The sequence below is a fragment of the Halogranum roseipondis genome, assembly GCF_059695585.1.
Map to the genome: position 1 here is coordinate 303,927 of NZ_JBUEED010000008.1, position 26,790 is coordinate 330,716.

The 26,790-nt window shown below is 55.7% G+C and carries 26 protein-coding genes; 15 read left to right on the forward strand and 11 right to left on the reverse strand.

Annotated elements, in window-relative coordinates:
• The first annotated feature begins 225 nt into the window (after window positions 1-225).
• From EOHIBHHM_RS25325 to EOHIBHHM_RS25350, 6 genes are all read left to right on the forward strand, one after another.
• Window positions 226-990 carry an IclR family transcriptional regulator gene (locus EOHIBHHM_RS25325; RefSeq protein ID WP_497258883.1) on the forward strand — a complete coding sequence of 255 codons (765 nt, stop codon included), beginning with the start codon at window positions 226-228 and terminating at the stop codon, window positions 988-990.
• Between the two features lie 85 nt (window positions 991-1,075).
• Window positions 1,076-2,095 (forward strand): Bug family tripartite tricarboxylate transporter substrate binding protein, encoded by a 1,020-nt coding sequence (locus EOHIBHHM_RS25330; protein WP_497258885.1) that lies wholly within the window; start codon window positions 1,076-1,078, stop codon window positions 2,093-2,095.
• A 28-nt stretch (window positions 2,096-2,123) separates the two neighbouring features.
• Window positions 2,124-3,548, forward strand: coding sequence for an FAD-dependent tricarballylate dehydrogenase TcuA (gene tcuA, locus EOHIBHHM_RS25335; RefSeq protein WP_497258887.1), 1,425 nt, complete (start codon window positions 2,124-2,126; stop codon window positions 3,546-3,548).
• Window positions 3,545-4,075: a tripartite tricarboxylate transporter TctB family protein gene (locus EOHIBHHM_RS25340; protein ID WP_497258889.1), complete on the forward strand. Its 531-nt coding sequence runs from the start codon at window positions 3,545-3,547 to the stop codon at window positions 4,073-4,075. Before tcuA ends, EOHIBHHM_RS25340 begins: the two co-directional genes overlap by 4 nt.
• A complete protein-coding gene (locus EOHIBHHM_RS25345; protein ID WP_497258891.1) occupies window positions 4,076-5,584 on the forward strand; it encodes a tripartite tricarboxylate transporter permease in 1,509 nt (502 codons plus the stop codon).
• The gene (locus EOHIBHHM_RS25350) at window positions 5,585-6,718 is read left to right on the forward strand and encodes a 2-methylaconitate cis-trans isomerase PrpF family protein (protein WP_497258893.1); all 1,134 of its coding nucleotides are present in this window, start codon (window positions 5,585-5,587) and stop codon (window positions 6,716-6,718) included.
• Here the strand turns inward: EOHIBHHM_RS25350 and EOHIBHHM_RS25355 are convergent.
• Both EOHIBHHM_RS25355 and EOHIBHHM_RS25360 read right to left on the reverse strand, forming a co-directional pair.
• Window positions 6,691-8,085 carry an SLC13 family permease gene (locus tag EOHIBHHM_RS25355; protein ID WP_497258895.1) on the reverse strand — a complete coding sequence of 465 codons (1,395 nt, stop codon included), beginning with the start codon at window positions 8,083-8,085 and terminating at the stop codon, window positions 6,691-6,693. The two genes, EOHIBHHM_RS25350 and EOHIBHHM_RS25355, sit on opposite strands and share 28 nt — an antisense overlap.
• A 339-nt stretch (window positions 8,086-8,424) precedes the next feature.
• Window positions 8,425-8,790 carry a hypothetical protein gene (locus EOHIBHHM_RS25360; protein ID WP_497258897.1) on the reverse strand — a complete coding sequence of 122 codons (366 nt, stop codon included), beginning with the start codon at window positions 8,788-8,790 and terminating at the stop codon, window positions 8,425-8,427.
• A gap of 275 nt (window positions 8,791-9,065) precedes the next feature.
• On the opposite strand from EOHIBHHM_RS25360, the gene EOHIBHHM_RS25365 reads away from it, so the two are divergent.
• Window positions 9,066-9,362 (forward strand): DUF5789 family protein, encoded by a 297-nt coding sequence (locus tag EOHIBHHM_RS25365; RefSeq protein WP_497258899.1) that lies wholly within the window; start codon window positions 9,066-9,068, stop codon window positions 9,360-9,362.
• A gap of 10 nt (window positions 9,363-9,372) precedes the next feature.
• On the opposite strand, the gene EOHIBHHM_RS25370 is transcribed toward EOHIBHHM_RS25365, so the two are convergent.
• On the reverse strand, window positions 9,373-9,819 hold the full coding sequence (locus tag EOHIBHHM_RS25370) for a PIN domain-containing protein (RefSeq protein ID WP_497258901.1): 447 nt from the start codon (window positions 9,817-9,819) through the stop codon (window positions 9,373-9,375).
• Entirely contained in the window at window positions 9,776-10,045 is a 270-nt protein-coding gene (locus EOHIBHHM_RS25375) for a hypothetical protein (RefSeq protein WP_497258903.1), read from the reverse strand. Before EOHIBHHM_RS25375 ends, EOHIBHHM_RS25370 begins: the two co-directional genes overlap by 44 nt.
• 390 nt (window positions 10,046-10,435) lie before the next feature.
• Between EOHIBHHM_RS25375 and EOHIBHHM_RS25380 the strand changes: the two genes are divergently transcribed.
• Entirely contained in the window at window positions 10,436-11,500 is a 1,065-nt protein-coding gene (locus EOHIBHHM_RS25380; RefSeq protein WP_497258905.1) for a hypothetical protein, read from the forward strand.
• Between the two features lie 244 nt (window positions 11,501-11,744).
• Window positions 11,745-12,305, forward strand: a complete 561-nt coding sequence (locus EOHIBHHM_RS25385; protein ID WP_497258907.1) for a CHRD domain-containing protein — start codon at window positions 11,745-11,747, stop codon at window positions 12,303-12,305.
• A 116-nt stretch (window positions 12,306-12,421) separates the two neighbouring features.
• On the opposite strand, the gene EOHIBHHM_RS25390 is transcribed toward EOHIBHHM_RS25385, so the two are convergent.
• From EOHIBHHM_RS25390 to EOHIBHHM_RS25400, 3 genes are all read right to left on the reverse strand, one after another.
• Complete coding sequence (locus EOHIBHHM_RS25390) at window positions 12,422-12,868, reverse strand: hypothetical protein (RefSeq protein WP_497258909.1); 447 nt, start codon at window positions 12,866-12,868, stop codon at window positions 12,422-12,424.
• A 70-nt stretch (window positions 12,869-12,938) separates the two neighbouring features.
• The gene (locus tag EOHIBHHM_RS25395; RefSeq protein ID WP_497252184.1) at window positions 12,939-13,769 is read right to left on the reverse strand and encodes an IS5 family transposase; all 831 of its coding nucleotides are present in this window, start codon (window positions 13,767-13,769) and stop codon (window positions 12,939-12,941) included.
• Between the two features lie 1,132 nt (window positions 13,770-14,901).
• On the reverse strand, window positions 14,902-15,216 hold the full coding sequence (locus EOHIBHHM_RS25400; RefSeq protein WP_497258911.1) for a hypothetical protein: 315 nt from the start codon (window positions 15,214-15,216) through the stop codon (window positions 14,902-14,904).
• Window positions 15,217-16,335: 1,119 nt separating this feature from the next.
• Here EOHIBHHM_RS25400 and EOHIBHHM_RS25405 point away from each other — a divergent pair.
• Together EOHIBHHM_RS25405 and EOHIBHHM_RS25410 are read left to right on the forward strand one after the other, a co-directional pair.
• Window positions 16,336-17,025, forward strand: coding sequence for a nucleotidyltransferase domain-containing protein (locus tag EOHIBHHM_RS25405; RefSeq protein WP_497259797.1), 690 nt, complete (start codon window positions 16,336-16,338; stop codon window positions 17,023-17,025).
• Complete coding sequence (locus EOHIBHHM_RS25410) at window positions 17,018-17,503, forward strand: DUF8154 family protein (RefSeq protein ID WP_497258913.1); 486 nt, start codon at window positions 17,018-17,020, stop codon at window positions 17,501-17,503. The genes EOHIBHHM_RS25405 and EOHIBHHM_RS25410 overlap by 8 nt, the downstream gene beginning before the upstream one ends.
• 183 nt (window positions 17,504-17,686) lie before the next feature.
• Here EOHIBHHM_RS25410 and EOHIBHHM_RS25415 read toward each other — a convergent pair whose 3' ends face one another.
• The gene (locus EOHIBHHM_RS25415; protein WP_497258915.1) at window positions 17,687-17,965 is read right to left on the reverse strand and encodes a TRAM domain-containing protein; all 279 of its coding nucleotides are present in this window, start codon (window positions 17,963-17,965) and stop codon (window positions 17,687-17,689) included.
• Between EOHIBHHM_RS25415 and EOHIBHHM_RS25420 the strand changes: the two genes are divergently transcribed.
• Window positions 17,954-18,085, forward strand: a complete 132-nt coding sequence (locus EOHIBHHM_RS25420) for a hypothetical protein (RefSeq protein WP_497258917.1) — start codon at window positions 17,954-17,956, stop codon at window positions 18,083-18,085. The genes EOHIBHHM_RS25415 and EOHIBHHM_RS25420 overlap by 12 nt on opposite strands.
• Window positions 18,086-18,424: 339 nt before the next feature.
• A complete protein-coding gene (locus tag EOHIBHHM_RS25425) occupies window positions 18,425-18,643 on the forward strand; it encodes a hypothetical protein (RefSeq protein ID WP_497258919.1) in 219 nt (72 codons plus the stop codon).
• 184 nt (window positions 18,644-18,827) lie between these two features.
• Here the strand turns inward: EOHIBHHM_RS25425 and EOHIBHHM_RS25430 are convergent, their stop codons facing one another.
• The 3 genes from EOHIBHHM_RS25430 to EOHIBHHM_RS25440 all read right to left on the reverse strand — a co-directional run bounded on the left by EOHIBHHM_RS25430 (window position 18,828) and on the right by EOHIBHHM_RS25440 (window position 23,243).
• Window positions 18,828-20,228, reverse strand: a complete 1,401-nt coding sequence (locus EOHIBHHM_RS25430; RefSeq protein WP_497258921.1) for a glycoside hydrolase family 68 protein — start codon at window positions 20,226-20,228, stop codon at window positions 18,828-18,830.
• A gap of 227 nt (window positions 20,229-20,455) precedes the next feature.
• On the reverse strand, window positions 20,456-21,763 hold the full coding sequence (locus EOHIBHHM_RS25435) for a glycoside hydrolase family 68 protein (RefSeq protein WP_497259799.1): 1,308 nt from the start codon (window positions 21,761-21,763) through the stop codon (window positions 20,456-20,458).
• Between the two features lie 397 nt (window positions 21,764-22,160).
• The gene (locus EOHIBHHM_RS25440; protein ID WP_497258923.1) at window positions 22,161-23,243 is read right to left on the reverse strand and encodes a TrmB family transcriptional regulator sugar-binding domain-containing protein; all 1,083 of its coding nucleotides are present in this window, start codon (window positions 23,241-23,243) and stop codon (window positions 22,161-22,163) included.
• An 813-nt stretch (window positions 23,244-24,056) separates the two neighbouring features.
• Here EOHIBHHM_RS25440 and EOHIBHHM_RS25445 point away from each other — a divergent pair.
• Entirely contained in the window at window positions 24,057-25,142 is a 1,086-nt protein-coding gene (locus EOHIBHHM_RS25445; protein WP_497258925.1) for a DUF1214 domain-containing protein, read from the forward strand.
• Between the two features lie 61 nt (window positions 25,143-25,203).
• Complete coding sequence (locus EOHIBHHM_RS25450; RefSeq protein ID WP_497258927.1) at window positions 25,204-26,763, forward strand: DUF1254 domain-containing protein; 1,560 nt, start codon at window positions 25,204-25,206, stop codon at window positions 26,761-26,763.
• Window positions 26,764-26,790: the final 27 nt, after the last annotated feature.

Here is a 26,790-nt window from a genome sequence, read left to right on the forward strand (position 1 = left end):
CCGGGTCTATACTATCGCCAATCTGCGTATTGATGGTCCATGAATTGTTTCTCCTCAGACCTAACTGCATCATTTTCTCCGAAATAATTCACGAAATCTGAATACCTGTGTGAACGTCTCTTAGCCCCATCTATCCCCAATTCGGCTTCTATGGGCATGAAATAACTCTCTCTTGGGATTCACAAATCGTGAATACTTTTGAGGTGCCTGATGAAATGGTCTAATATGCCCCGGAATGGATCTGGCCGCTCTCTCAAGACGCTTGAAAACGCCCTAGAAATCGTTGATATAATTCAGGAACGAGAAGCTCTTACTATCGGTGAAATCACCGATGAAGTCGGATTCGCGCGGAGTACTGTTCATGGATATGTCAAAACGCTTGAAAACGAGGACTACCTCACCAAACAGAACGGAACTTATAAGCTAGGAATGGCGTTCCTCGACAAAGGTGGAGACGTTCGAATCCGAGACCAGCAGTTTCGAACAACAATCCCGAAAATCGAAGAAATAGCCGAAGAAACCGGTGAGCGTGCTCAATTCATCGTCGAAGAACACGGTGTAGGTACATACATCCATACAGCGATTGGGAACAATGCCGTACGAGCTGATTCTCGGATTGGGAAACGAATAAACTTGCACGCCAGCTCGGCAGGTAAATCTATTCTCGCTCATCTCCCGCGCAGTCGTGTTACAGAAATCATCGACCAGCACGGCCTCCCAGCATTAACTGAAAACACGGTCACAGACCGGGAGGACCTCTTTGACGAACTACAGAAGATTCGTGAACGCGGATACGCAGTAAGTGATGAGGAGTCGATCGGAGGACTGAGAGCTGTTGGTGCGCCGATTCTAGCTGATGACACTGTCATTGGTGGAGTAAGTATATCGGGACCTGCACACCGCATCAAAGGAGAAAAATTTCGTTCTGAGCTCCCGAACTTCCTCTTGGGTGTGACGAATGAACTCCAGCTTCGATTAGAGTATCAGTAGCGTCACCTCTCGTGAATGCAACCATCGGTGGTTCATCACCAGCATCATCGTTATCCTTATTAGTCAAAACTCGAACGTCCGGTGCATGGCACATGACACCAATGTCACTACGACACGCCGTGGCTTTATCGCCGCAGCTGGTGCCGGCACCGTAGCACTCTCGGGTTGCAGCGCGATCCAGAGCGAACTCCAGAGTAGCGGTGGCGAATACCCTAGTGAAGACATCACCTATATCGTCCCTTTCAGTCAGGGTGGCGGTACCGACACCTACGCTCGGAAGATTATGCCCCAAGTTTCCAACGAACTGGATACTGGGATCGCAATCGAAAATGTACCAGGGGCTGCCTCGCTGAAAGGGGCTGCTGAGATCCTCCGTTCCGATCCCGAGGGATACACGTTCGGTGGGTTCAATCCTCCGTCCACGCCGATCTCCTACCTTGTACACCAGCCGGATTGGGATATGACGAAGCTCATGCCCGTCTGTACGTACGCCCGAACGCCCTACGGAATCTTTGCGAACCCGGAGCATAACATTGAGGGCCTCAAAGATCTCGTCAACCGTTACCAGTCTGGAGATCTCAAGCAATTCGCAGGGCTTGGACGCGGTGGTATCGTCAACCTCGCTGCTATCGTGATGAAGAATGACTACGGCCTGAACTACGACCAATATGTCGCTTACGACGGCGCTGGACCTGCGATCAAAGCGGCTGTCTCCGGTGAAGTCCCCGTCGTCGCAACTACTGACACTGCCGCGCAGAGTGCCGTTGAATCGGGTGATCTCGAGGCTGTCTCGATTCTCTCGAGTGAGGGGAGCTCTGTCTTCCCTAAGGCACCATCCCCGTCGGACGCTGGTTTCGAAAGCATCGACTACATCGGCCAGCTCACTCGGTGCATGTTCTTACCGCCCGAAACGCCGACGGATGTCCGCGATACGCTCGCAGAGGGTGTTAAGGCTGCACTCCAAACCGATGAAGTGCAGACTTGGTCAGAGCAGACCGGAAATATTGTCGAATATGGTTCTCACGAACGTGCTAAGAAGGCCTTAGTGAACTCCATCAACACAATCCCGAATAAAGTCGACATGTCGAAGCTTCGCGGCGAATAATATTCCAACACATCATTTAAATCATACAATGAACGCATCTGGATACACTAATACGTACAATTACGATATTGTTGTCGTCGGTAGTGGTACCGCTGGCCTCACGACCGCACTCCGCGCTGCGGAACTTGACCGTACTGTTGCCGTCCTCGAGAAAGCTCCCCGTGAACATCAGGGCGGACACACTCGATTCAGCGAGTCGTTCCGTGTCCCCTCCGTTGGGACTGACCTCGAACAGTATGGCTTCGAGTTCGACATCAAAAACTACACTGCTGATGAGTTCTACGAAGATATTCTCGATCAGACCAGCGACCGGGCAGATCCGGACCTCGCTCGTTATCTCGCCGAAAACGCCGGTGATACCCTTGAGTGGCTCACCGGTTCCGCTGGCGTTGATTGGCAGATGGAACCTCTTGCCGTTGGCTATACCGTGACGCGTACGTGGTTCGATGGCGAAGACTATGTTGATACCGTTACTGAAGCTGCTGAAAACGAAGGTGCAGACTTCCACTTCAAGACTGAAGCTCGTGGGTTCCATCGAGATAGTGATGGTAGCGTCGTCGGTGTGGATGCGATAACTGACGATGGCCAAGTTCGGTTCGAGGCTGACGCCGTTGTCCTTGCAGCTGGCGCATACAGTTCGAGTGACGAAAAGCGCGTTCGGTACTATGGACGTGATTATGACGCGATGAAAGTGCGTGGCAGTCGATACAACACTGGCGAAGCACTTGAAGCAGCCAGCGACGTCGGTGCTGATCTCGTTGGTCAGTGGGGCGGTGCCCATATGGCACTTATTGACGCTGCTAGCCCGGACGTCGCTGGTGGTGCAAACCGTGTCGACGGCTACCAGTACGGCGTCATCGTGAACGACGAAGGAGAACGGTTTGTCGACGAAGGTCAGGACGCTCGTGCACATACTTACGCGAAGTTCGGCCGTCTCATCTTTGAGGAACCAAATCACGTCGCGTACATTGTCGTCGACTCGAAGGTTCACAACCTCCTTCGCGCGACTGGACCGTCGGATCCCATCGTCGCGGATAATCTCCCTGATCTTCTGGACGAAGTCGGATGTGGTGACCCTAAGACGGCTGTCGAAAACATTGAAGAGTACAACGCTGCTTGCGACCCAGGTGAGTTTGAACCAGAGGTTCTTGACGGGAATGAAGCGACTAGCGTTACACCCCCGAAGACGAACTGGGCGCTCCCCATCGACGAGCCTCCCTACTACGCATACGCCGTCACTGGTGGTATCACGTTCAGCTTCGGTGGTGTCCGGACCAACACCGACGCAGAAGTCATCGATAGTCGCGGCGAGACGATTCCGGGACTCTACGCTGCTGGGAACAGTACCGGCGGACTGTTCTTCGACAACTACCCTGGCGGAACCGGTCAGATGAACGCGGCCGTGTACGGGAAAACTGCGGCCGAATCAGCTAACGAGTTTATTCAAGAATGAGCACATCCAAATCCTCGGTGACGGATCGACTTGCCGATATGGTCAGCGGCGAGCATGTGTTCGCCGCGCTGCTAGTCACACTTGCCGTGTATATGTTCGTCACGGCCTACGACTTCCCACCGGCAGCACGCCTCTTTCCACAGGCTGCGTCTGGACTCGTCTTGGTCGCAGCCGCGCTTCGCGTCCTAAACAACGTCATCCCTTACGAATTCACCAGAGATGACGCTGTTGTACTCAGCGGTTCTGATGCCGATGAGTCGTCGACATCAGAGACGGAGATGAGTGAAGACAATGCGGAGAATGAAGACCTAATCCGCATGCTAGTCCTTGGTACGCTCATTACAGGGTATATCCTCCTTGGGTACGCCATTGGACTATTCTGGGTAACTCCGATTTTTGCACTCGCCTACCTCGTCTACACGGGTCAGAAGTGGTGGGTGACAGCGATTATCACCATCGCACTCACCGGGGTTGCCTTCGTCTTCGTTGCGCTCATGAACCTTGACATCGTTACTGGAGGACTCTAAATGGCAGACCTTAGTGTACTCTTCCACGCAATCGAAACGGTGGTTTCATGGCCGGGAATTGCGCTCCTCGCGCTCGGTGTCTTTATCGGTATCATCGGCGGTGGTCTTCCCGGTGTCGGAGGTGCACTTACCCTGGCGATTGCGACACCATTCACACTCCAGATGGGGGACATCACCGCGATTATCTTCCTCATCGGAATATACAATGGGGTCATGTACGGGGGCAGCATCTCTGCAATTCTGTTCAATGTTCCAGGCTCCGCGTCTGCAGCAGCGACAACGCTCGAGGGCTATCCGATGGCGAGAGTAGGGCGTGCTGTCGACGCACTTACTATCTCAGCTGTTTCCTCAGCCATCGGTGATTTCCTCGGTGGAGTGGCCGTTCTCGCGATCCTTCCTGTACTCGTGTCAATCGTCCTCTTGTTCGGGACGCCCGAGTACTTCTTAGTCGCAGTCCTTGGACTCTCGCTCATCATGGTCGTCTCTGAAGGATCGTTCCTAAAAGATGCAATGGCGGGCGGGTTCGGCGTGATGCTTGCAACTGTTGGGATCGCACCGATGCTCCCAACACAGCGATACACGTTTGGTCAGCTCGGCCTTCACAACGGAATCAGTTTTGTCGCAGCCCTCATTGGGATTTTCGCAGTTTCGGAGATGCTCCGTCTGAGTAAGCAGGGCGGGACGATTTCGCGTGGTGGAGATGTTGACATCGGAGGGAGCGTCCGATCGGGTATTCGGACGGTCCTTTCAAAACCCCTCACGCTCATCAAGTCTTCCGTCATCGGTTTGCTTATTGGTGCAGTTCCAGGGTCCGGAGGGTCTGTCTCAACGTTTATCGCGTACGGGGAAGCAAAACGTGCATCTAACAACCCCGAAAAATTCGGAAACGGTGCCGAGGAAGGTATTATTGCCACGGAGTCCTCAAACAACGCGACAGTAAGCGGATCGCTAATTCCGACACTGACGTTCGGTATCCCGGGGAGCACCACAACCGCCGTCCTCATCGGTGCGCTCATGCTTCACGGGATTCGCCCTGGACCGGCACTCTTCGGCGCACAGATCAACCTCACATACTCGATTTTCGTCTCACTCGTCGTGTGTAGTTTCATCGTCTTTGCCCTCGGCCTCCTCGTCGTTCGGTGGGCAGGCTACTTGACGACGGTGAACACCTCTGTGATTATTCCCATCATTATCGTGCTGTCCGTTTTAGGCGCGTTCTCGCTCAATTCGAACTATATCGACGTGTTCGTCGTGCTCGCATTGGGGATTATTGGGTACTTCATGGAGTCGTACGACTACTCCATCGTTGCGTTCCTTCTGGGACTCATTCTTGGTCCCATTGCGGAGGAAAATCTCTCCAGATCGCTCTCCCTTAGCAACGGAAGTTTGGATATCTTCTTCGCAACCCCCCTTCGACTACTGCTGATCGTCGCAACGGTAGTGATCATTGTCGGGCCGTATCTCGGTCCGGTGCTGAAACAACAATTCGGCTCAACCTCAAACGCTTAAATGGATCAGAATTCACTGCAGTGCGCCCTCGTTCGCGGAGGTACCAGCAAGGGAGTTGCCGTCGCTCGCGACGAGCTCCCAGAAGAGAACACCAATACAGCGCTCCTCTCGCTGTTCGGCAGTCCTGATGAGCGTCAAATCGATGGACTTGGTGGCGGAACGTCGACGACATCGAAACTGATGATCATCGAAGAGAGTAATCGCGATGGCATTGACATAGACTACGAGTTTGGTCAGGTCAGTGTCCGTGAGCCGACCATCGACTATGGAGGAAACTGCGGAAACATGACAACTGTCGTTGGGCCGTTCGCTGTCGACCAAAATATGGTCGATGTCCCCGACTACGGTGAAACAACAGTTACGCTCTATAATAAGAACACAGAGACACGTATCGACCAATCCTTCGAAGTCGTCGACGGTCGTACAGCTGCTGTGGGCGATCACAAGATCCACGGTGTCCCTGGTACTGGCGCTCGGATAGACACGACGTTCTACGATCCGGCCGGCACAATTGAAGAAGGGCTCTTTCCGTTCAACGAACGGGTAACGACACTTGATTTCGGTGACAAGTCTGTCGAGATGACGGTCTTAGACGTTACAACTCCCGTTGTTTTCATCCGAGCATCTGATCTCGGTGTCACTGGCACGGAGCTGCCCGAAGACATCGATAACAACCCTGAGTTCCTTACCCGGATCGAGCAGATTCGAGCGACCGTGTGTGCGGAACTCGACATCGTCGATTCTCCTGCGGATGCAACCGTCGAATCGCCTGGCTTTCCGAAGATAGCGTTCGTCGCGCCACCAACCGACTACGAAGCCACTGCAGGCCACGTTACTGAATCGGAGATCGACATTACAGCCCGAATCATGAGCATGCAGTACCTTCACCCAGTGTATGCTGTAACAGGCGCATCGTGCACTGCAGCCGCTACATTACTTGAAGGAACGATTCCAAACCAGGTCGCAGATGTTCCCGACAGTGAAACAGTCCAGTTAGGACATCCGAAAGGGAAGATGTCGATCGAAGCCAGCGTCAACGATGACACCAAGGTAGAGTGTGTAACGGTCTCGCGTACACACCGACGCCTAATGGAGGGTCAGGCGTTCTACACGCTCGAGACAAACGGCCAGTAGAATAGCCATGCGGTAGCGATAACTCCTAACGAGAGAAGGAGTGTTACGACGCCGAACCGAGCAACCTCTCTCTGTTTTAGTGGCCCTTCTTCGTACGCGAGCAGAGCGGAGGTCGTGTTGAACGGAAGAAACGTGGTTCCACCAATAACGATGAGGAGTGCGAATGAGAGGTAGAGTTGGTTCACACCTAGTTCCTCCCCAATCCGAAGCGCGAAAGGAACAACGACGAGCAGCGCCGCAGACCCAGTAGAGAACACAGTACGAACGGCGACTGCGACCAGAAGAAGAATACCAACGCTTGCGAACACTGGTAGAGCGTGAAGCGGGATTGTCTCCAAGGTTTGGTTGATAAGCAGTTCCACAACGCCCGTATTCGTGAGTGCCTCGAGTAACGAAAACATTGCGCCGATGAGAAAGAGCACGTTCCAGCTTACATCCTCGACAGCATCTGCACGGATAATCCGGATCTTGGGGAGTGCAAGGATAAGGACTGCCGCAGCAGCCGGAAGAATCGTAGGGATACCAAGGAAAGATCCGATGATCCACGCAAGGACGGTTCCAGACATCACAGCGGCAACGATCTGTTGGTCACGGTTGAAGCCAGTGGCAGTGTCTTTTGTCGTCGGTTTCGGAATATCTGGGTAATTGAGTGGATAGAGCGTGAAAACGGAAACCGCACCGAGCAGATATAGGACCACTGCAGGAGGGGCCATGTATAGGGCCCATTCTACCCACGTGAGGGGACCGACGAGCGAGTGAATGAGTCCAGCAGTGACTACAGCCATACCACCGCCAGTCATGAGCCCAACGGATGCAAGTGGATTTACCTGGCCAAGGATCAAAAAAGCAGTTTGCGAGAAGTCAGAGCTGAAGGAAAGATCAAAAGAAGTCCGAAGACGACGAACTACGGGAATTAGTGTCACGGTCCGAGCCGCAGCCGAGGGCATAAAAACAGCAAGAGAGAGTAGTGCCGCCGTTAGCGATTGAAGTGCATGCGTTGGGGAATCTTTGGACCCAAGGAGGCGGTCTGCGAGTCGGGTATCTAGATTTACTTCGGAAATCGTGTTTCCCAACAGAAAGAGTAAGAGTAGAAAGAAAACGAGCGAAGAAGAGAACCCAGATGCAGCATCTTGGACGGAATTTGAGACGCCAAGTGCATAGAGGAGCATGACTGCAGTGACGCTTGAGATTACATATGGAACAGCGCGGGTCAGCCACAGGAGAAGCGTCGCAAGGAATACTACTGTTGCGGTGAGACCAGTATCTGTCATTCCAGTTGGCGGAGTGGCTATTAGTCCGCCAGCAACGATCACGACAGCACCGACAAGCCCAAAGATGGAACTGCGATCTAAGATGTCGCTTGTCACGGTTATCCTCCTATTTATTTGAACTAAAATCAGATGGTTCCGGCAATCGATTCGATAGATACCGGGCAGTTTTCGCAATGACGACCCAGTCAGACGGCGTTATTCCAACTGCGTGGTGTGTTCGCCGAACTTGAAGCGAACATGGCCCAACAGCGAATCAAAGAGGGATTTGCTGCTCGGATGGAAATCCGACCGAGAAGGCGCCTCTCGTTCAGATCGGTCATCTTTGCCCTGTTGAATGGATGATGAATCAGGGTTAGAGCGGATCACATAGCAGTTCTATGTTGACACGATCGACAACGCGCCAATGTCGATAAGTAGTGGTAAACGGCGTCGAGGTCAGTTAGCTGCCTTCCCGTAGAGAATTTCGTCGACGTGCTCCGATGTGTCCGACGGCTCTCCTGCTGTGTCGGTCCGTCGGGTGAAGAACAGGTCATCCGAATTGATGTCTGTGGTGATTGCCTCTTGATCTGCAAGCCACCAGACGACAGCCCCGGCACCGACTTTCCGGCGGTCGACGCGTCCCGGCTCGCTCAGTCGCATCAGCTTCTGGCGGGCTGCCTCGGATGAACATCCGAGGCACTCACCAACCCCCTTTGCAGTGGCCACGGGGTCACTGCTCTGCTGTAGCACGGCGAGGACGTCTTGGAGGGTGATTGTCTCGGTATACTGTCCCCGGTCGTTTCGGTCTCGCTCGTTGCTCATACATTCACAAACGACTTACCGAGCTGTAAGCCTATTGCCACGCGGCAACAACGTTGACATCAGCCATCGTTCCTGATGGGTGTCGTAGCGCTAGCTGTGTCGGCGGGGTAGCATGTAGGTTCCGCCGTGGCACTGGAGTCACGAACATGGGCCGATTTTTGTTCGTATCCCGATCCGCTCGTGAGACGGCATCTTGTGCACGACTCCATATGGGCCACTGAGAAATAGTGCACCATTCATAACGTTCTTTGATGTAGAAAAAATATGTGATAGTGATGCACTACTCCGAAACGTTCCAGTTGTTCGGGCAAGCGTTCACGTTCCCGGCAGACCAGAATACCGTCGTCGAGCAGTTAGGAGATGTTGAGCTGACGGCCCCAGCTGGAGACGCCGTCACAGTCCAAGATGTGTTGGAACGAACTGACGAAACCACGTATCACTCGCGAGACGATCTCTATGCCTCACTGGTTGGAAATCTCGAAGACATCTTTATCGGACGAAAATACTACGACGACCGCTCAGGCCTTGGGTCGAGTATGCAAGATATCCGCGGAAGCGACATGTCGGTGTAACGCTGCCGACTCACTCTTCTTTGTGTGGGTTATAGACAGCAAGGTCATCAATCCGCTCTAAATGTCCATCTGTCGCGACGAGCGTTGCGTCAGCGCTCCGTGCTGTCGCGGCGTTCAGCACATCGGGGAGTTGAATCCGGTTGCCTTGACCCAGAAGCTCGGCGTGGATTTGTGCGGCGTCCTGTGCCGAGTCATTCGTGAGCGGCAGCGGTTCGGCGAACGAAAGGTCATCAGTAACAGTAAGGATGTCTTCGTTTGGGGAGTCCGAGAGCAACGCGCCCGCGTATAGTTCGAACAGTGCCACCGTCGGCACACCGACGTCTGCGTCCACCTCGAGATTCTCAAAAAAGTGCCGGGCGAACGGCTCCCCGTTCCAATAGTCGATGACAAACGACGTCTCAAGAGCATAGCGGTTAGCTGTCGAAGAACTCCTCCTGACGCTCTTGGAAGTCTCCATCTAACTCCTCACCAACTGCTCGCACCGTCTCGCCGACGTCCGTGTCTGCGTACTTCCCGAAGCTCTTGAGGTAATCTGGCCGCTGCTCGGCTTTATACGCGTCCGAGAGCCACCAGACCTGCCCACGCGCACCAACGTCCATCCGGTTGAGAATGTTGCGCTCTTCGAGATCCTTCAGTCGGTTGAGGAGCGCACGCTTCCCGATCGAAACCTCTTCGGCTGCCATCGACGTCGTCAAAACGGGTGTGTCGGCGTGCTGGAAAACGACCAACTCACGCATTCCTACAAGGTCGACGCGTTCCCGCCGATCGACGAAGTTGCCTCGGAGGATATTGCGCGGTCGGAGGCTGAGACCGAGCAGTTGATCGATGAGTTACTGAACAAGCACGGCATCCGGCGGCGGACCGACGCCGAAATCAAAGCCGAGTCGCGGTTCCATCCCTCGGAGGGAGGGAGTGCGTCTCGAGACACCGACGACGAAGCGGTCCAGATAGCCGAGACAGACACGGCAGTCAAAGCCGTCTACGACGAGAGTATTCGAGCCAACGGTGCGGGGTGTGCGTGGGTCTCGGTTGACACTGCGACTGACCGGATTCAACGGTACGTCGAATCGGAGTTGAGTCTCGGTCAGCTGTGGGACGCCCTCGAGTCGATTCCGAGCGACGTCTTGGCGGTCGAAGAGCGCGACGACGGCATGTATCTCCGAACGACGCCGACCGGGGAGACGCGTATCCTCGGAACCGGCGATTCAGAGAACACGGGTGGAGGGAAACATCGGCAGTTGCTCAAAGACGCCTACGACCCACTCACGAAACTCGGGCTCGTCGTCAGTCTCCCCAACCAGGACGGGACAGACATGCCAGACGGGCTCATCGATCCCACCGATGTGACGCCCGATACAGAGGGGTTAGGCATGAGCGAAACCGTTGAAGCCTACCAGACGTTCACCGAGGAGCATCCGGTGGTCTCTAAACTGACTGATGGAGATGTCGCCGCCCTCGAGGCCGAATCGTCGACGTCGACAAAACCCGCTCAGACGATTCGGAATCTGGAGAAGGCTGTTGATCAAGGGCAGCACTGTGTGTTTCTCGCGCGCGAGGAGAATGCCCAGACCGTGTATGATGCGTTGACTGACCCACCCTACGTGGCCGCCGAACGCGACGACGGCACGAAGGTCGTGTACAACCACAAAGCGCTCCGCATTGACGGTGAGCGCGTGTACGTCGAGGATACGGGGGCCCAACGGACGGTGTGGGTGTCTGATCCTGCAACAGGGCAGTTGACGCTAGAGGATTCGAATGGTGTGGAACATGCGACCTTCGAGAGTCCGGAGCAAGCGTGGGCCGACGCTTCGGGGTACCCAGCGACAGAAAGCGCAATCGACGACGAGGCTGGATGGCGTCGTGTCTATCAGCCTCGTGTTCCCGAGCGGCTCTTCGACGGCGAGGTGCCTGACGCCGAAACATGGACGGTGATTGCTGTTGATCGAAGGGCTGAGTCCGTCGACGATCTCACAATCCTCGACGACGCGGAGCGTTCCCCGCCCGATGAAACCGCCGGGACAGACTCTACGAAGGATGACTCCATCGGTAAGCAGGCCGATGAAACGGGTGTAGCGACGTCCGAGGGATCAGCCACAGCCGAATCAGTGTTTGCGGAACTGCAAGAGTTGGATAAGTAGAGGGGCTACTGGGGGGGATTCGCGAAAGGTTTCATATTTTGTAAAATCACAGAAAACCCACCTGCTGAAATCTGCGTGCTGAATAGAGCGCGCGTATCGCCCACGAATGAGTAGCGCTATCGGACCGATGAGTCGTTCGATAGAGAGTGCATACGTGACAGAGAGATACTTTCTATCTGTTAAAATAGGGCCAAAAAATACTTCCAAATTCCGTTTCTCATCATCGGCATACAGGTAGTTACCAATGACCAGCGAAGATTCATCCTCCTTGACTTTACCGCGCCGCGAAGTCCTCGCCGCTGCAGCCACAGGTACCGTTGCTGTAGCTGGTATCGGTGCCGCCGCGGGTACCACCCCGGGCAACAAAGATCAACAGCGCCGGTTCACCGCCGAGTTGTCTCCGGAGAAGGCGATTCCGAGCGATGGAGAGAACCAACCCTACGACGCAGATGACGCGACTGGCCAGGCGACGGTCGAACTTGCCGAGTCCGGCCGTGAACTCACCTGGACCGTCACTCTCTCAAGCGTCCAGTGTGTTACAGGTAGTCATATCCATCATGGAGGCGCAGGCGAGAACGGCCCGCACCTGGCGGAGCTGTTCAACCTAGCTACACCGAGCAAGGAACTTGATGATGCACAATGGACGGAGCACTTCGGGAGTGGGGACACCTGCGGGTCGGGCAAGAACAACTGTCTCTCAGAGGGGACGACGTTCGACGACCTCGTCTCAGCGATGCGTGCAGATAAGACCTACGTCCAGACCCACATGACCGACGGTCGGGTAATCAGGGGACAACTTGAATGAGGCCGTATCCTGTGGTTCGGACCGCGAGTGCTGAATAGAACCTCTATTCAGCACACCACTTCTGACAACACCCAGAGAAAAGACAGGCACACTGTCCGAATTCTTTGGTTACATCTCTACGCGTCTTCGCGAAGACTGATGTAGGCGTCTTTAACGTGCACACCCTGGTCTTCAAGGGCGGCGACGAGCGCTTTCACTTCGTCGCGACGGAGTTCGTTCTCCCGCTCGAGTTCTGCGACTCGGTTCCGAAGCTGTGTGATCTCCTCGGCAGACGGAATCGCATCGGCGTGTTCGTCGAGTACCTCACGCCCGGCGTCGATAAGTCGATAGACAGCCCCCGGTGGGCCACGCGTTCCACTGTCTGCCTCACCGCTCTGTTCGATCAGGCCCTGTTCGCGCAACGGGCGGAACACATACGTCCGAGATCCCTCGGCAATCTCGGCCGCATTCATGATGTCGTGGACTGGTGCTTCCCCACCGAGATAGGCGATTGCTTCGAGGGCCGACCGCCGGACACCTGTCACAGTCTCGATACTGGATTCGTCGTCGTGAGTGTCGCTCATTGGGTGGTCTTTTAGATTGAATCAGAATAGGACTTAATGGCTCTGTTGAATCGCCATACAGCGTACGATTTTACTGTTTAATGAGTCGCTTGATGTTGTAGACGACACACATCAGCGTGATTTCACGGAACTCTCGATACCAGTCACGCGCTCGCACGGCGTAGCCGAGCGAGCGCTTCACAGCCGAATTCACAGTTTCAGTCATTGAGCGCTGTGCGTAGCGATCTTGGTCAATTCGAGCGTTGTGTGCATGGTCGTACGGTGCGAAGACGCGATGTTTGATGAGCGGGCGAATCCCGAGTTCCCGCAACGCTTCTCTGAGCGCCTTCTTGTCGTAGCCTTTGTCTGCGGCGAGTGACTGCAGATCGCCCGCGTTCCGGCGGGCGATCTGCTCACAGAGGTCAGCATCACTTCCTTTTCGGGTCGTCGAACAGTGTACGTCAAGGATCGCCTGGCTGTCTGTATCGACGAGTTTCGTGACTTTGAGCTTCTGCACGCGGTAGTTCGTTCGATTGCAGTAGTGGCGGCTTGCTGTATCTCGTTCGTAGAACGTGGCATCGACCGCTCCGTGCTTCGAAGGGTCGTGCAGCTGCGCCGAGTGGCGCAGCAGCACTCGACAGACGCTCATGCTGAATCGGTCGAACGCCTTACACAACGTAGATGGTGAGGGGAGATCGGCCGCTTCGAGGCCGATCTCCCCGATTATTTGCGGCATCTCTTTGAGCAGGTCGATCGTCATGCGGTAGGACGTATCGAGGTAAATCCGCAGACAATGGAGGGAAACGAGGGCATAGTCAGCGAATCCGCCGCCACCTTCCGGGGCGGCGGATTCGTCTCCATCGCCAGTAACCCTTTGAGCAAGCGGCACAATCTCACCAGTGAAGCGGGAGATTTGTGTCATAGGCAACCGAATCTCTCCGCTTCAACTCCTTTGATTTAGCGACCCATCTCGACGCTGTCTAGTGATTCAACACAGCCGACTTAATACATTAGTAACCGGTTTCGTCGAAACCGCCGACACAATAAGGTGGGGTATGAGGTGAACGCTGGCCAGATGGGGTGTCGAACAAGCGGTGCTGTATAGCTGGGTGTCGACGACGAACGTCTCGGGAAGTTGATACAGTCGCAATGGGGGTGTCAGGCGAGCGCTCGAGTGGGGGTGTCGACTAGATGCGACAGGGAGAGAGACAGGTGAGTGCACCCTGGCGGCGACGCTGACCTGGCGACGACAGACATCGCGAGTGAGATGGAGGCGACGCCGTGGACGTGACCTCACGCGGAGACCTGCTGATGGCGGCGACGACCGTCGCCACAGTAGACCAGCCTCGGTGGGCCGACGACGCACTCGATCTCACGGCACCCAACAACACAAACAGGTGTGCCCAACGCTCGGCGACGAGTAGATAACGATGGGGAGGTCACCGAACACACAGAGACGACGTCACTGGGTCCACAGTGTCCACGCTGCGGATCCGTCCGTAGGCGACACCCAACGCGACTCGGTGCGTCGGACTGCAATTGCGAGGAACGGTCACAGCTGGCCACGACACGTAACCGCGTGCGGGACGAAGCTCAGAATGCATTCCCCCCGCTGCGCAGTCATACTCCCGGGGTGGGTGGAATGCATATGGCATTCCGGTTTTCACAACGCCCTCTGGCCCAGGGCGTTTTTACTCGAGGAAAGTGCGTGCGGAGTCTCAACTATTGGGTTCTCCATGGACTCTCGCGTTGTGACTCGCTCACGCCACTGTCGCGGTGGGAGATGGTCTGCTTTCTTCGCGTGGGTAGTTTCAAGAGCCGTGTTGCAGACCGTCGCTCACTCACTCAAGGAAGAGTGCCCAGTGCACTGAACGAACACGGCCATGTGTCTGCCTGCCAGCAAGTGTGTCGAGGGCGACGTCGGTGGGACTGTCGGCGACTGCGAACTGGATCTAAAACGGCTGACGAACCGCGAGTGACGACGACGAGGCCCGTGCTGACCTGTGGTGGCGGCAGTAGAGACCCGCGTGCACGTCGTCGACTCCGTCGGAGGCTTACGCGAGCAGTGCCTTGAGGTCCTCGAGGTCAGCCGCGTCGTACCCGCGAATGTCGTAGCGATTGGCACTCGAGCGCTCAGCGTAGATGTCGATAATCTCGAGCTCAACTAGCAAGGCGAGGAGACGGCCGAAGGTCCGCGCTGGGAGTGGTGGATCGTCGAGATGGGCGTACAGTTGCCGACCCGTCGGATAGGGGCGGGTGGCGTCGTCGAGTGCTGTCTGGAGGAGTGGGAGGTGCCGTTGGAGGGTACTGTAGTGTTGCGGGGAGCGGGCTTCGAGCGCTTCGAGTCGGCTCGTGAGCGATGACGGCATCAGTGGGTTGCTGGTGACACCTATGAAACGACACGCCATACTACTATCCACGCGGTTGAACGCGGGGTTGTTAGCAGCAGCACTCGAGAGAACCTCTTCAGAAATAGGAGTAGTAGACGTAGTTGACACGGGTTTTGGGTAGAGGGGCGTGTGGAGGCTATCACAACGGGTGTGATTAGATGCGACCCGAGCAGTGGAGCTAACCGAGCCTGCAGTTACGATCTACGGGGACCTCGAACCAACAGTATCACTGGAGACAGCCACAGCGGGACACCGGGACGAAGCAGATCGCATCAAGAAGTGGCGTGAAACAGATTGATAACGGACAGGCTATCGCACCCACCCGTGCGTCACTGACGCACGCCAGGTCTCTCCGTCCTGGAATCACGACACGCCCGGCGCTTTTCTCGTCGGTCGTGAACGCTGCACCACTGCCGGCCGTCATCCGCCACCTGGCGGCCGGCCCCTCGTCTCGACCCCACGCAGTAAGTCTCTTGACGAGTGTACATCGAACCAACATCTCAGAAGTAAGTAATAGAATACGCGACCGCCCAGCGCGGCGATCGACCGGACTGTACATGGCACAACACACAGTCTCCACCCGATAAATATCGTATCGCAAAACCACCGGGAGAGACGCGCAGTCCCAATCCTACCGCATTTCAGCATGGCGTTACACCATTCGAGGAGTTGCGGTACAGATACCAACCCATAATCGCAAGACAACGCGGTGTTACGGCAATATACCGCATGCCGGAACAGTACCCCACCGTGAGAAAATGCGATATATGCGGTATACGGGCGACACAGCACGTCTCGGAGTGGTGCAGCGCATCTGTGACGGCAAAAACCAACTAGTATAGATGGGGGGTAGGCCGTTGGAAGTTAGGGTAAAGCCCGGAGAAGAGATTTGATACGCCGCGCGCGGCGAAACAACGAGAAGTTGCTATCGCCGCTAGCGAGAATTATATGAATTCTGACATTGGAGAGAGGTGAGTCGCGGAGGCAGACCACAGCAAAAGTGACGTGACGAATAGTGGTCAGTACCTCTCCAGCGATGAGCCCAGGACACTAATCCGACGCGAATACTTATTATTCGTCGTTGCATACAATCGGACAGTGTCTCACGAAACAGAACAAGTAATAAAGATCTGCCTTCCGATGAGCCCAGGGGACGACACACGAATCTTCAGGCAGCAAGCTGCCGACGAGGTTCTGCGCCAGCTCATCGACGCCCACGAAACAGAGTTCACCATCAAAGAACTCACAGCCATCACCAAGCGCAGTCGATCGACTATCTGGCGGGCCGTCAATTTCCTTGAGGAGCTTGGTGTGGTTCGAATCCGTGAGACGACCCAACGGAACTACGTCGCGATTGACCCTGCACACCTCCAGAAAGACGATCCGCTCCTTGGAATCGACCAACCGGAGTATCACGCCCCACTGCGAGCGTTCGTTGACCGCGTTACAGCGGCACTCGATGAAACGGACGACGTCGATCACGTCGTTGGAATCCTCGTGTTCGGAAGCGTCGCCCGTGGTGAGGCCGACCGGAAAAGCGATATCGACGTCTTCGTCCTCGTTGAGGGCGACCGCACGGTTGCCCGCCGCGTCGTGACGACGATCGCCACGGAACTCGGTGAGATGCGATTCGATGGTGACCGTTATCCGTTCGAACCGTTCGTCGAATCTACAGCCAGTGCGCGACGCGCCGGTGAGAAACTGCGAGATATTTTCCAAGAGGGCGTCACCATCTACGGTGGCGACCCGTTCCAGCGAGTTCGGACGGAGGTACTGACCAATGAGTAGTACGCGGATCGAAACACTGGTTGCGGAGGTACAGGCAGCGTTCGATCGACGACCCGACACTATCGAGACAGACTTAGCAACGAACGAGGCTGACGTTCTGCAACTCCGCAAGTCGTGTCGACTGCTTGCCGGTGCTGAGACGCTGCTTGCAGAGGGGTTCTACACGCTAGTGATCGAGGCGTCGTTCGTCGCCATCGAACGCGTTATCGAGTTTAAGTTACTTGAAGGAGGAGTCGAGCCACGGGACCTACCGGGAACGCATCCGGGTGTGTACACGGAGGCTGCAAAGCGTGGCATCTTGTCGGCGCACGTCGCTGAAAACCTCCAAGACTTGTGGCGAAACCACCGTGCGAAGACCTACTACCAGGACGGCCTCGCAGCGAGAACCCGCGCTGAGAAACTCTTCGAACTCGCATCAGAAACACACGAATATGTCGTCAATCAATCGACAAAGCGGCACGAATGTGTCTGTGAGTGACAGCAAATCATTTAGAACCGGTTGTGATGCCCAGTTGAATTATCGACACCGACTACGGAGTCGCCTGTTTCGGGTCAGGTTCGTTGCTGAGACCACCCGTCGTTGGGGTGCGAACATATTCGTTGCCGTCGCTCGAAGTACCTTGTAGAGTCGGGTAACAAACCAAATGTCGTCGACTGAGCGCTACGAGTCGGCAACGATCTCGGCGAAGGCGACGTTCTGGCGGACCGTATGCACGTCAATCGTCACTGTCTCACCAGGCTGACCGCCGTCGACGATGACGACGTAGCCGCGTTCGACCTTCGCGATGCCGTCGCCTTGCTCGCCGAGCGTCTCGATCGTGATCTCGCGGACATCACCCTCGTCGACGGGCGGCCCGTGCTGCTTCTGTGGTACCTCGTTCGGGGCGGTGTTGGCGTCGGGAGACTCACTCGGCGACGACGCACTGGTGTGCGTAAACACGCCAACACGACAGTGCTCGCCGACATCAAGCTCACCCTCTTCAATCTCCTCGCGTGGAATCTCGATACGATACGACCCGCCCTGTTCAGTGACAGACGCAGTACACAGACGCTGCAGTGAGTCAGGAACATCGACCATCGGCGTAGTGGTCGTGCTTCGAGAGACCACTGTATAATCGTCTGGATCGCTCGCGTCGTGAACCAGCACTCAAGTGAGCCGTTCGCAGCTTATTAACCAACAAGGTCGGTGGGTGTTGGTTAATCGGCACCATGTCGATGTTCGAGTGCCCAGATGAAATCTACAAGATACACCAATACCAACCGACGGCACCCTCGATAGTAATCAAGGACTCTGAAATGATTCTCAGGGTGGTACGGGTGTCCCAAACGCTGTCTCGACAGTTCACGCTGTGACACTAAACCCCAACAATCACCTCAATAGCGACGCACTGTACCCTTAATGCGGCATTCGTCGACCCGGTTGACCCCAACACAACAAACAGCCTTCGAGCAGATCGAACACGCGGTTGCAACAGACGAACCATTCACGCACGACACAGCGATTGACTGGATCAGTACCGGCGACGTTGGACACTCCGAGGCCGCAGCGCTCCTCGAACAGCTGCTGTTGAAAGGCTATCTCTATGAGACCGACGCGGGCCTCCGGATTACGAAGTGACGGTCGCGACACATTCCGCAACACACCCCCCACCGACAAGCTTTGGTTTACGGTGCACAGAAGATGAGCGACGCCTGAAATGGGTCAGTAAACACTCATCTTACCAGTACCGACTGCAGTTCGGTCCAGTTTTGCAGCAGAAAAAATCGAGACGACGCTTGATTACGCAGCGAGCGGAATCTCCTCAGGAATTCCGACCGTTACCGCGGGAGCGTGCGCCGACAGACGCCGGGAACTGACCGTCCTTGAGTTCCGTTTTAATGCTCGTGTCGGTCCCGTCGATATCCACTTTGAGGCTCGGAGCAAGCGTGCCACCGAACGTTTCCTTCAGTTCGTCACCAGGAAGACCGAGCGTGTCGACATCCTGGAAGTTTACGAAGCTCTCGACAACACTGCCGCTCCCGTGCGGCATCGCGAGCCACGAGTATGTCTGGAAGGGAGCTTGCTCCGGGTTCGCTACCACTAGACTGCTTCCGTTGAGTGGTTCCATATCACTGTCGTATAGCCCGTCGGCGGCAAATCCGTGGAGCGCTTCCGGACCCGGCGGCTTGCCCTCCTTTTCGAAGCGTCCGCCCTCACTCCAAAGCTGAGGAGCGTACGTGAACTCGTGGGTGATAAAGAAGAGATACCACTTGTCTTCCTGGAAGATGAAGTGGGGACGTTCAGTCTGCTGACTGACGCCCACTGCCTCGAAGATCGGTGGCTTCAGTTCCCACTCGGTGAGATCCTTACTCGTCGCCTTCGCCGCACCGATGTTTCCGTTGTAGTTCTGCGGACTCTTCGGATTGTCGTTCTCCGTGGGCGTGTTGCCCTCGAAGATCATCCAGTCTTCACCAGTCTCGGGATGTTTGAAGTACCACGGGTCGCGGAACGCAGTGATGATCCCACTGGAATCTTCGAGCTGTTCGTACATCTCGCCGTCAGCCTCGGCGAGAATGTGGTGCGACTCGGACTCAGTAACGGTGACGTCTTGGGGTCCGGTTTCGATGGTCGCGCCTTTCGCGAGTGCGAGGCGCTGACGTGCGTCGGGAAGTGCGTCTGCGGCCGTGTAGAAGTGGTAGATCTGTTCTTCGTCTTGGTCGTACATCGCGGAACCAGCCCACGTCTGGTTCCCGAGGAAGGCGTCTTCGTCGAAGACTTCACCACCGAACTGCCAGCCGCTCGGTCCCTCACTCTTGCCAGCTCGGGAGTAGAAGTACCCCACACGCGCGTAGTTGTGACGGTCACCCGGGACGTCGATCTCTGGTCGACTCTTATCAGCGACTAGTGAAAAGATGATCTGCCAGCCATCGATGACTGTAATCGAGCCATCGCGGTTCCGAAGCGGCCATGTGTCCCAGACCCAATAGCCTGCTTCTTCAGCAATCTGAGTTGGCTCCTCATCGAGATACGGTGCGGTGTTTTCCTCCGTAAGCTCGATTTCAGCGACCATCTCTTCGGTCCACTGTGCTGGTTCCTCTACTTCGACTGCTGCGGCCGAACCACTCGTAGCTCCGACGCCCGCTGTGGCGGCGAGGCCAACAGCTCCGGTCGTTCGAAGGAACTTACGACGCCCAAACTCGTGTTTGGAGTTATCTTCCGTCATTCCACCTTCTTGTAGTTTGTCTTCACAAATAAATCTTTATCTCCGATAGATTGTTACATTAGTGGTATAGAGATGGATAAAATTGCCATTATGTTAGAAAATGTGCTGAGTGCTCCCTCTCTGAAAGGGGTCTCGGGTCCTTTTAGGGGCAGTTTTCTCAGCGAAGCGATCCCGAGGTGGATATCGCGAAAGCCTCGAGCTCGGATACTACACCCCCTATGAATCCGTCACCGAGACCTGTTGGGGGGTTGTGATGATTTGACTGATGGGAGGAAATGACCATCCTTGAGCTCTGCTACGATGCGCGTCTCTGTCCCGTCGAGCTCCAGTTTGAGACTGGGAGCGAGTGTTCCGCCGAAGAGCTCTTTTTGCTCTTCTGGGGGAAGGTACCCCACTTCGTCGAGACTAATCGACCCGCGCGACGTGTCGTCGAGGCCACGGAAGTTTTCGAAGCTCTCGGCGACGATGCCATCGCCGTGCGGCATTGCGAGCCACGAGTACGCTTGGAACGGTGCTTCATCGGGATTCGAGATGACCAATCCGCCTTCGTTGAGTGGTTCGTAGTCACCGTACATCGAGTCAGCCACGAATCCGTACAGGGCATCAGGTCCGCTCAGACCGGGTGCAAATGTGAATTGATGGCTGATAGTGAATAGATACCACTTGCCGTCTTGGAACACGTAATGCGGACGTTCAAGCTGCTGATTGGTGCCGACAGCTTCGAGAACTGGTGGCAGCAGTTCCCACTCAGTCAATTCGTCGTTCGTCGCTCGCATAACCCCGATATTCCCGTTGAAACTCTCCGGGTTGGCAGGGTCTCGACTTCCAGTTGGCGTGTTCGCTTCGAAGACGACGAGGTCTTCGTTAGTCTCGGGATGCTTGAAGTACCACGGGTCACGGAAGGCGTAGACAATGCCTTGTTCAACCGACTGCTCGTAGGTCTGGTACATCTCGCCATCCGGGGTTCCCATGATGACGTGTTCTTGTTCACCAACCAGTTCAACTCCTTTCGGGCCTGTTTCGATTGCGGCCCCCTTCCCGAGTGCAGGCTTCTGGCGGAACTCAGGGTGCGAACTCACCGCCGTGTAGAAGTGGTAGATCTGTTCTTCGTCTTGGTCGTACATCGCGGAACCGGCCCACTGGTGGTGACCGAGTGGCGCATCAAACGCCTTCCCGCCTTCGTGCCAGTCGTGCCCGTTACGCGAGTAGAAGTACCGGATCGTTGCTTCGTTGTGCCGAGCGCCGGGGACGAGGTCATTGGATGCTGTAAGCGAGAAGACAATCTGCCAGCCGTCAATCTTCACGATCGAGCCATCGCGGTTCCGAAGCGGCCACGTGTCCCAAATCCAGTAGTCGTCGGAGATGGATTCGGAGTTTTCTGTAATGAGTGGAGCCGTTGTATCATCGGTCAGTGCGATTTGCTCGGCCTCCGCACGTGTCCATTGGTCGGTGTCACCCGTTTCAACAGCCGCTGCAGAGCCACTCACCGAGGAAAGGCCCAAAGCGGCAGCGCCGACACCAGCGGCGCTTTTCATGAAGTTTCGCCGGTTCGTGTTCAGTGGGTCATTCCGGTCGAACATCGTACTCAGAAGATTAGCCTACCAGTTTAATAAAATTCTGGCGAGAACATTGGTTATAGAAGATAATATTAATTACAATACTTTCTTTCTATATTTAACAAAGATACAGACAGTCTGCATAGCGAATTTGTGGAGCTGTGATCTCTCCGAGTCACGAGATGTCTGGGTTGCTATTGTCTTCCTCCAATCGCCCGTGGATTCCCGCCTAGAAGTTCCAGACTGACGTCTGCTGGAGTCAAGGCGTGTACATTCTGAGCACCGTCTGCCCCGTTCTGTACTCAGTCGAGGGCTAGACGCGATATCGGTGTGGCTGTCTTATGGTCCGGTCAAACGGGCCTCGTCTATGTCCAAGTCATTTGAGCGGTTGGAGCGTGATCGAACTCGCTTCGTAGTCTTCGACAATCGCATTTTGTCCCCCGATGCTTACTTCGCCCACATCAGTTTCAAGCAAGAGACTCGTTTCCAAGGTGAAATTGTTGGTCGGTGGCTCAACGAGAGCTTGCCGGGTTTGGGTTATCGGTCCGGAGAGGGTCACGCCATCGATCGTCTCTACTTCCGCCCAGAGATCGGTGCCTGACTGTTGGTGCACCATTGCTTGGAGGACCGCCTGCCAGAACCAAGGGTATGTTTTCGGAAGCTGATCGGGGTTGGGGACAGAGACTTCCGTCCCTGTTGGCCAGAGGGCGCCAAAGAACATCCCACGAATCGACCCCGTAAGATGCTGCTCCGAGACTGCGACCCCATCTCCAAGGGTATGGGCTCCGGATAGCAATTGCGCATCGCCAATCAGTGCCGTACCACTTGTCGGACGGTCTGGAGAATGGGTATCGGCTGCGAACAAGAACAAAAGACTCTCACTCCAACAGCGGACAACATCTGCGGCATCCGCATAGCGATTCCGTGCTTCCTGATAGTCGTCGATGTCTTGTAGGAACAGGATCACGAGCACATCACGCTTGAGTGCCGCTTGAAGCTCCTGTTCGATTTCTGGATAGATGTGTTCCGGAATCGCGACGATGACTTCTCGTTGGGCGTTCGAGACAGCATCTCGAAGCCGCTTGACCGCCGTCTTTTGTGATTTGACTATCTTCAACTCGGGTGTCTGCGGTTGTGTGTCGTTGAATCGATCTTCGAGTACTGGTGTTATCGAATCAATTCGGCTGGTGAGGGCTGCCATCGATTCGGCTGGCGGTACTGCACGGATTGTCTTCGGTGACGCATGCTCGTTGACACGAACAAGGCCACGGTCTTCAAGACGGTCCGTAATGCTGTACACAGACTGTTGTGTGACATCAGCATCGTCTGAAATCGTCCCCGTGGTCGCCTCTCCTCGAGATAACAGTGCGAGATAAACATCGATCTCTTTGTCCGAGAATCCGAAGTCGCCTAATTCCTCTCTCAGTATTGCATCGTTCTCCTCACCTTGCTGAGACATTCTGCTGGGTGTTGTGTCCCGAGAAAGATTTGATTATCCATTTACTTTGCGCGGCTGTTGTACAACACATCCGAGCGACCGAATCAACTACGATGAGGGTGACGTTAACATCGATGTGAATCATGGCAGAGAGAGCCATGATCAATCAACCACTCCGTGCCCACAGTGGTAATTGACGGGAATAGTGAGTGTAGCCGCTGTCCTGTTGGTCACGACGCCCCAGAGACGACGAGATCTATTGCGAACCGACGAGTGAACTCAAGACTGCGCGTCATCGAGAAGGCAGCGAACAGATTGATAACGAACTGGCTATCACATCCACCTGTGCGTCCACTGACGCACATCAGATCTCTCGGCCCAGAAATCACGACCGGCGCTTTTCTCGTCGGTCGTGAATGCTGCACCACTGCCGGCCGTCAGCCACTCCCCTGGCGGCCTGCCTCCTCGTTTCGATCCCAGGCAGTCAAATACACAAGATAATACGAAGGCGAACACGACTGCCGAGATCACGATGCTTCAGGAATGGGTCAAAGCCGTCAAGTAGCAACTCGCTCGGCTTGAAGACCGTTCGGGCGGGGTGTCCGTGGTTGACCACCGCAAATACGAGGACCATTGTCCGACTGAACAGGTAGTTCAAAAGTCCTCACTGTCAGTCTATCGGGAGATTGTATCAAACCACCGTCACTAGTTTATGATGTTGTTTACCGTACAATAGTGTGAGTCGGGTGCAGAGTGCCGCTTCACGGCCGAAGAGAGTCTTCAATCATGAGTACAGAGACGCCACACACACCTGTCGAATGGAACTCCAAGCTGATGAGCACAACGCGCCGAACTGCGCTTTGCGGGGCTGGCCTCGTCGGAGTACTCGCGCTGGGCGTCGGCAACACCGGTGCCTCGCAAGCCGTCTCGGAGATGACCACTCACCAGACCCTGAACGAGACGGCGGAGACAACTGAGCCGATCCCGGTTACATGGGAGAACTACAGGCGCGCGGAGTCTGACACCTACTTCCAACGCTACGTCGAACTGGGTGGATTCGGCACGTTCTATCACATCCGAGAGTTGGTTCCCATCGATCAACAGAACGTCATCCAGATGAACCGCGACACGCTCTACTCTGCAGGCGTCTTCGATCTCACCGAACCAGTCACCGTCACCAAACCGGACACCGGTGACCGCTACCAGCTGATGATCGTCATCAATCAAGATCACTACGTAAACGTCTCGTCCACGGACTCCGGCGAATTCACGCTGACGCAGGAGGAAATCGGGACGCGGTACTGTATGGTCCTGTTCCGCACGTTCTTCGATCCGACCGATCCCAACGACGTCGAGGCCGCCCGCAGTATCCAAGACCAGATCACGGCGAGTCAACAATCGTCTGGAACGTTCGAAATCCCGAGCTGGGACCAAGAGTCACTCGAACGGATCCGCAACGCGCTCATCGTCGTCGGGGAAACGATGGACGACACACGGGATACGTACGGGACCGTCGACGACGTCAATCCGATCAAGCATCTCCTCGGCACCGCGATCGCGTGGGGTGGAATGCCGGAGACCGACACACTGTTTTTCTGGCGAACGCCTGGGCAGAACGACGGCGAAACACCATACACCCTCACCGTCAACGACGTCCCCGTCGATGGGTTCTGGTCGGTTACCGTCTACAACAGCGATTGGTATCTTGAGCAGAACCAGTACGATGCGTATTCGATCAACAACGTGACTGCAGAGCGAGCCGACGACGGGAGTGTCACCCTCCACTTCGGTGGCGACCCCGAGCAACCGAACTTCCTCTACACGCCACCGGACTGGAACTATACGGTTCGGCTCTACGGACCACGTGAGGCGATTCTCGACGGGAGCTATCAGTTCCCCGAGCCCCAGCCAGTTGAATGAAGCACGCACGTGGCTGGCAGCCATTCGACTATCATCACAGACGCACAGGGCGAGAACAAAGATGAACAATCGACACACAGAGGAGAACTTCAAGATGGCACAACTGACGCGCCGCGAGGCGCTCCAGAGAGGAGGAGTCGTAGCAGGTGGACTCACACTTGGAGGATCAACGGTGATCGGAACAGTCGCCGCGAATCGAAATCCGACAGGTGGGTACAGCAACAAAAAGAATAACACGGTTGAATCGATTGCAGCAGACGCGTATCTCTACGGCCTCCAGCAAGTCATCTTCTACGAAACGCGCTACAACTACACGCAGAAGCAGGACAGCGGTGTTTTCGAGGGCGTCAATCGGTTGTATTATCCGAACGAGGGCCGACCGATAACAGCCGACTTCACGGCTATCGTCAGTCCGAACGCCACCACTCTATACGGGATGGGTTTCCTTGACCTCCAGGACGAACCCGTCGTCATTGAGATGCCCGAAGTCACCGACCGCTACTTCTCGTTGCAATTGATGAACCAGTACGGGATCTTCCCCCTCTACGCTGGGAATCAGTTCAACGGAACCGACGCACGGTCGTACCTGATACTGCCGGACGGCTACGACGGCGAGATTCCCGGCGTCTTCGCCGCGACAGACGTCGTCCCGGCAGAGACGAAGTCCCTGTTAACCGGAGTCCGGTATGCGCTGCGCGACCTCACAGACGACTCCGAAATTGCTTTCATCAACGACCTGCAGGCCCAGACGACCATAACCCCGCTCAGCGAGTGGCTCGCCAACGACCACTCGGGGGTGCCGCAGTCGGAACGACCAGTTGTCCCTGGCGACTACGAGACGTTCCCGCGAATGGACGAGCTCACAACTCGGCAGGTCGAGAACCAGACTGTAGCGGACTTCTTCACCTTTCTCGATTTCGTCTTGAACGACCCGAGCCTGTCGCTCATCGACGACTCGCTCAAGGAGACCGCGATGCTCGACCGGTTAGAACGGGTCGGCATCGGCCCGGGACTTGAGTTCGAGTGGTCTACCCTCGACGACGACGTGCAGGAGGCGCTGACCACCGGATTTCAGAACGGGTTCGAACGCGTCAGGACCACCGGTCAGGAGGGCTTGATCGACATGAACGGCTGGCAAGTCCTCGCGCCGACGGGGGACTTCAGGACCGACTGGCTGAATCGGGCCGTCATGGCCGACTTCGGTTACGCGGGCCCCGACTCGCCGAAATCGCACGTCGCTGGATTCCGATTCACCGACTCGAACGGCGAGCAACTCGACGGATCGACGCGGTACACCATCACGTTCGACCTCGACAACCTCCCGCCAGTCACCGAGTTCTGGTCGATTCCGATCTACGACGCGCAGGGCTACTTCGTCGAGAACGAACTCGACCGCTACAGCATTAACAGCTTCATGCTCGAAGCGGGACAGTTGTACACCGAAGCCAACGAACTCGTCATCTACGTCCAGAACGAAAGACCCGACACTCCCGAGAAGGCGAAGAACTGGCTACCAGCACCCGAAGGCGGTATGCGCTTTGCGGCTCGGTTCTACGGCCCCCGCTGGTCGGTGGTCGATGGCTCCTACGACATGCCCGAGGTCGTCCCTACAGGGGGATGACGATGGCAACCGTCGTCTTCAACCGGA

Excerpts from the sequence above, each read along its gene's own strand:
- EOHIBHHM_RS25325 (WP_497258883.1), top strand. The coding sequence starts at position 226 with ATGCCCCGGAATGGATCTGGCCGCTCTCTCAAGACGCTTGAAAACGCC.
- EOHIBHHM_RS25330 (WP_497258885.1), top strand. The coding sequence starts at position 1,076 with ATGGCACATGACACCAATGTCACTACGACACGCCGTGGCTTTATCGCC.
- tcuA (WP_497258887.1), top strand. The coding sequence starts at position 2,124 with ATGAACGCATCTGGATACACTAATACGTACAATTACGATATTGTTGTC.
- EOHIBHHM_RS25340 (WP_497258889.1), top strand. The coding sequence starts at position 3,545 with ATGAGCACATCCAAATCCTCGGTGACGGATCGACTTGCCGATATGGTC.
- EOHIBHHM_RS25345 (WP_497258891.1), top strand. The coding sequence starts at position 4,076 with ATGGCAGACCTTAGTGTACTCTTCCACGCAATCGAAACGGTGGTTTCA.
- EOHIBHHM_RS25350 (WP_497258893.1), top strand. The coding sequence starts at position 5,585 with ATGGATCAGAATTCACTGCAGTGCGCCCTCGTTCGCGGAGGTACCAGC.
- EOHIBHHM_RS25360 (WP_497258897.1), bottom strand. The coding sequence starts at position 8,790 with ATGAGCAACGAGCGAGACCGAAACGACCGGGGACAGTATACCGAGACA.
- EOHIBHHM_RS25365 (WP_497258899.1), top strand. The coding sequence starts at position 9,066 with ATGCACTACTCCGAAACGTTCCAGTTGTTCGGGCAAGCGTTCACGTTC.
- EOHIBHHM_RS25370 (WP_497258901.1), bottom strand. The coding sequence starts at position 9,819 with ATGGAGACTTCCAAGAGCGTCAGGAGGAGTTCTTCGACAGCTAACCGC.
- EOHIBHHM_RS25375 (WP_497258903.1), bottom strand. The coding sequence starts at position 10,045 with ATGGCAGCCGAAGAGGTTTCGATCGGGAAGCGTGCGCTCCTCAACCGA.
- EOHIBHHM_RS25385 (WP_497258907.1), top strand. The coding sequence starts at position 11,745 with ATGACCAGCGAAGATTCATCCTCCTTGACTTTACCGCGCCGCGAAGTC.
- EOHIBHHM_RS25390 (WP_497258909.1), bottom strand. The coding sequence starts at position 12,868 with ATGAGCGACACTCACGACGACGAATCCAGTATCGAGACTGTGACAGGT.
- EOHIBHHM_RS25395 (WP_497252184.1), bottom strand. The coding sequence starts at position 13,769 with ATGACACAAATCTCCCGCTTCACTGGTGAGATTGTGCCGCTTGCTCAA.
- EOHIBHHM_RS25400 (WP_497258911.1), bottom strand. The coding sequence starts at position 15,216 with ATGCCGTCATCGCTCACGAGCCGACTCGAAGCGCTCGAAGCCCGCTCC.
- EOHIBHHM_RS25410 (WP_497258913.1), top strand. The coding sequence starts at position 17,018 with ATGAGTAGTACGCGGATCGAAACACTGGTTGCGGAGGTACAGGCAGCG.
- EOHIBHHM_RS25425 (WP_497258919.1), top strand. The coding sequence starts at position 18,425 with ATGCGGCATTCGTCGACCCGGTTGACCCCAACACAACAAACAGCCTTC.
- EOHIBHHM_RS25430 (WP_497258921.1), bottom strand. The coding sequence starts at position 20,228 with ATGACGGAAGATAACTCCAAACACGAGTTTGGGCGTCGTAAGTTCCTT.
- EOHIBHHM_RS25435 (WP_497259799.1), bottom strand. The coding sequence starts at position 21,763 with ATGAAAAGCGCCGCTGGTGTCGGCGCTGCCGCTTTGGGCCTTTCCTCG.
- EOHIBHHM_RS25440 (WP_497258923.1), bottom strand. The coding sequence starts at position 23,243 with ATGTCTCAGCAAGGTGAGGAGAACGATGCAATACTGAGAGAGGAATTA.
- EOHIBHHM_RS25445 (WP_497258925.1), top strand. The coding sequence starts at position 24,057 with ATGAGCACAACGCGCCGAACTGCGCTTTGCGGGGCTGGCCTCGTCGGA.
- EOHIBHHM_RS25450 (WP_497258927.1), top strand. The coding sequence starts at position 25,204 with ATGAACAATCGACACACAGAGGAGAACTTCAAGATGGCACAACTGACG.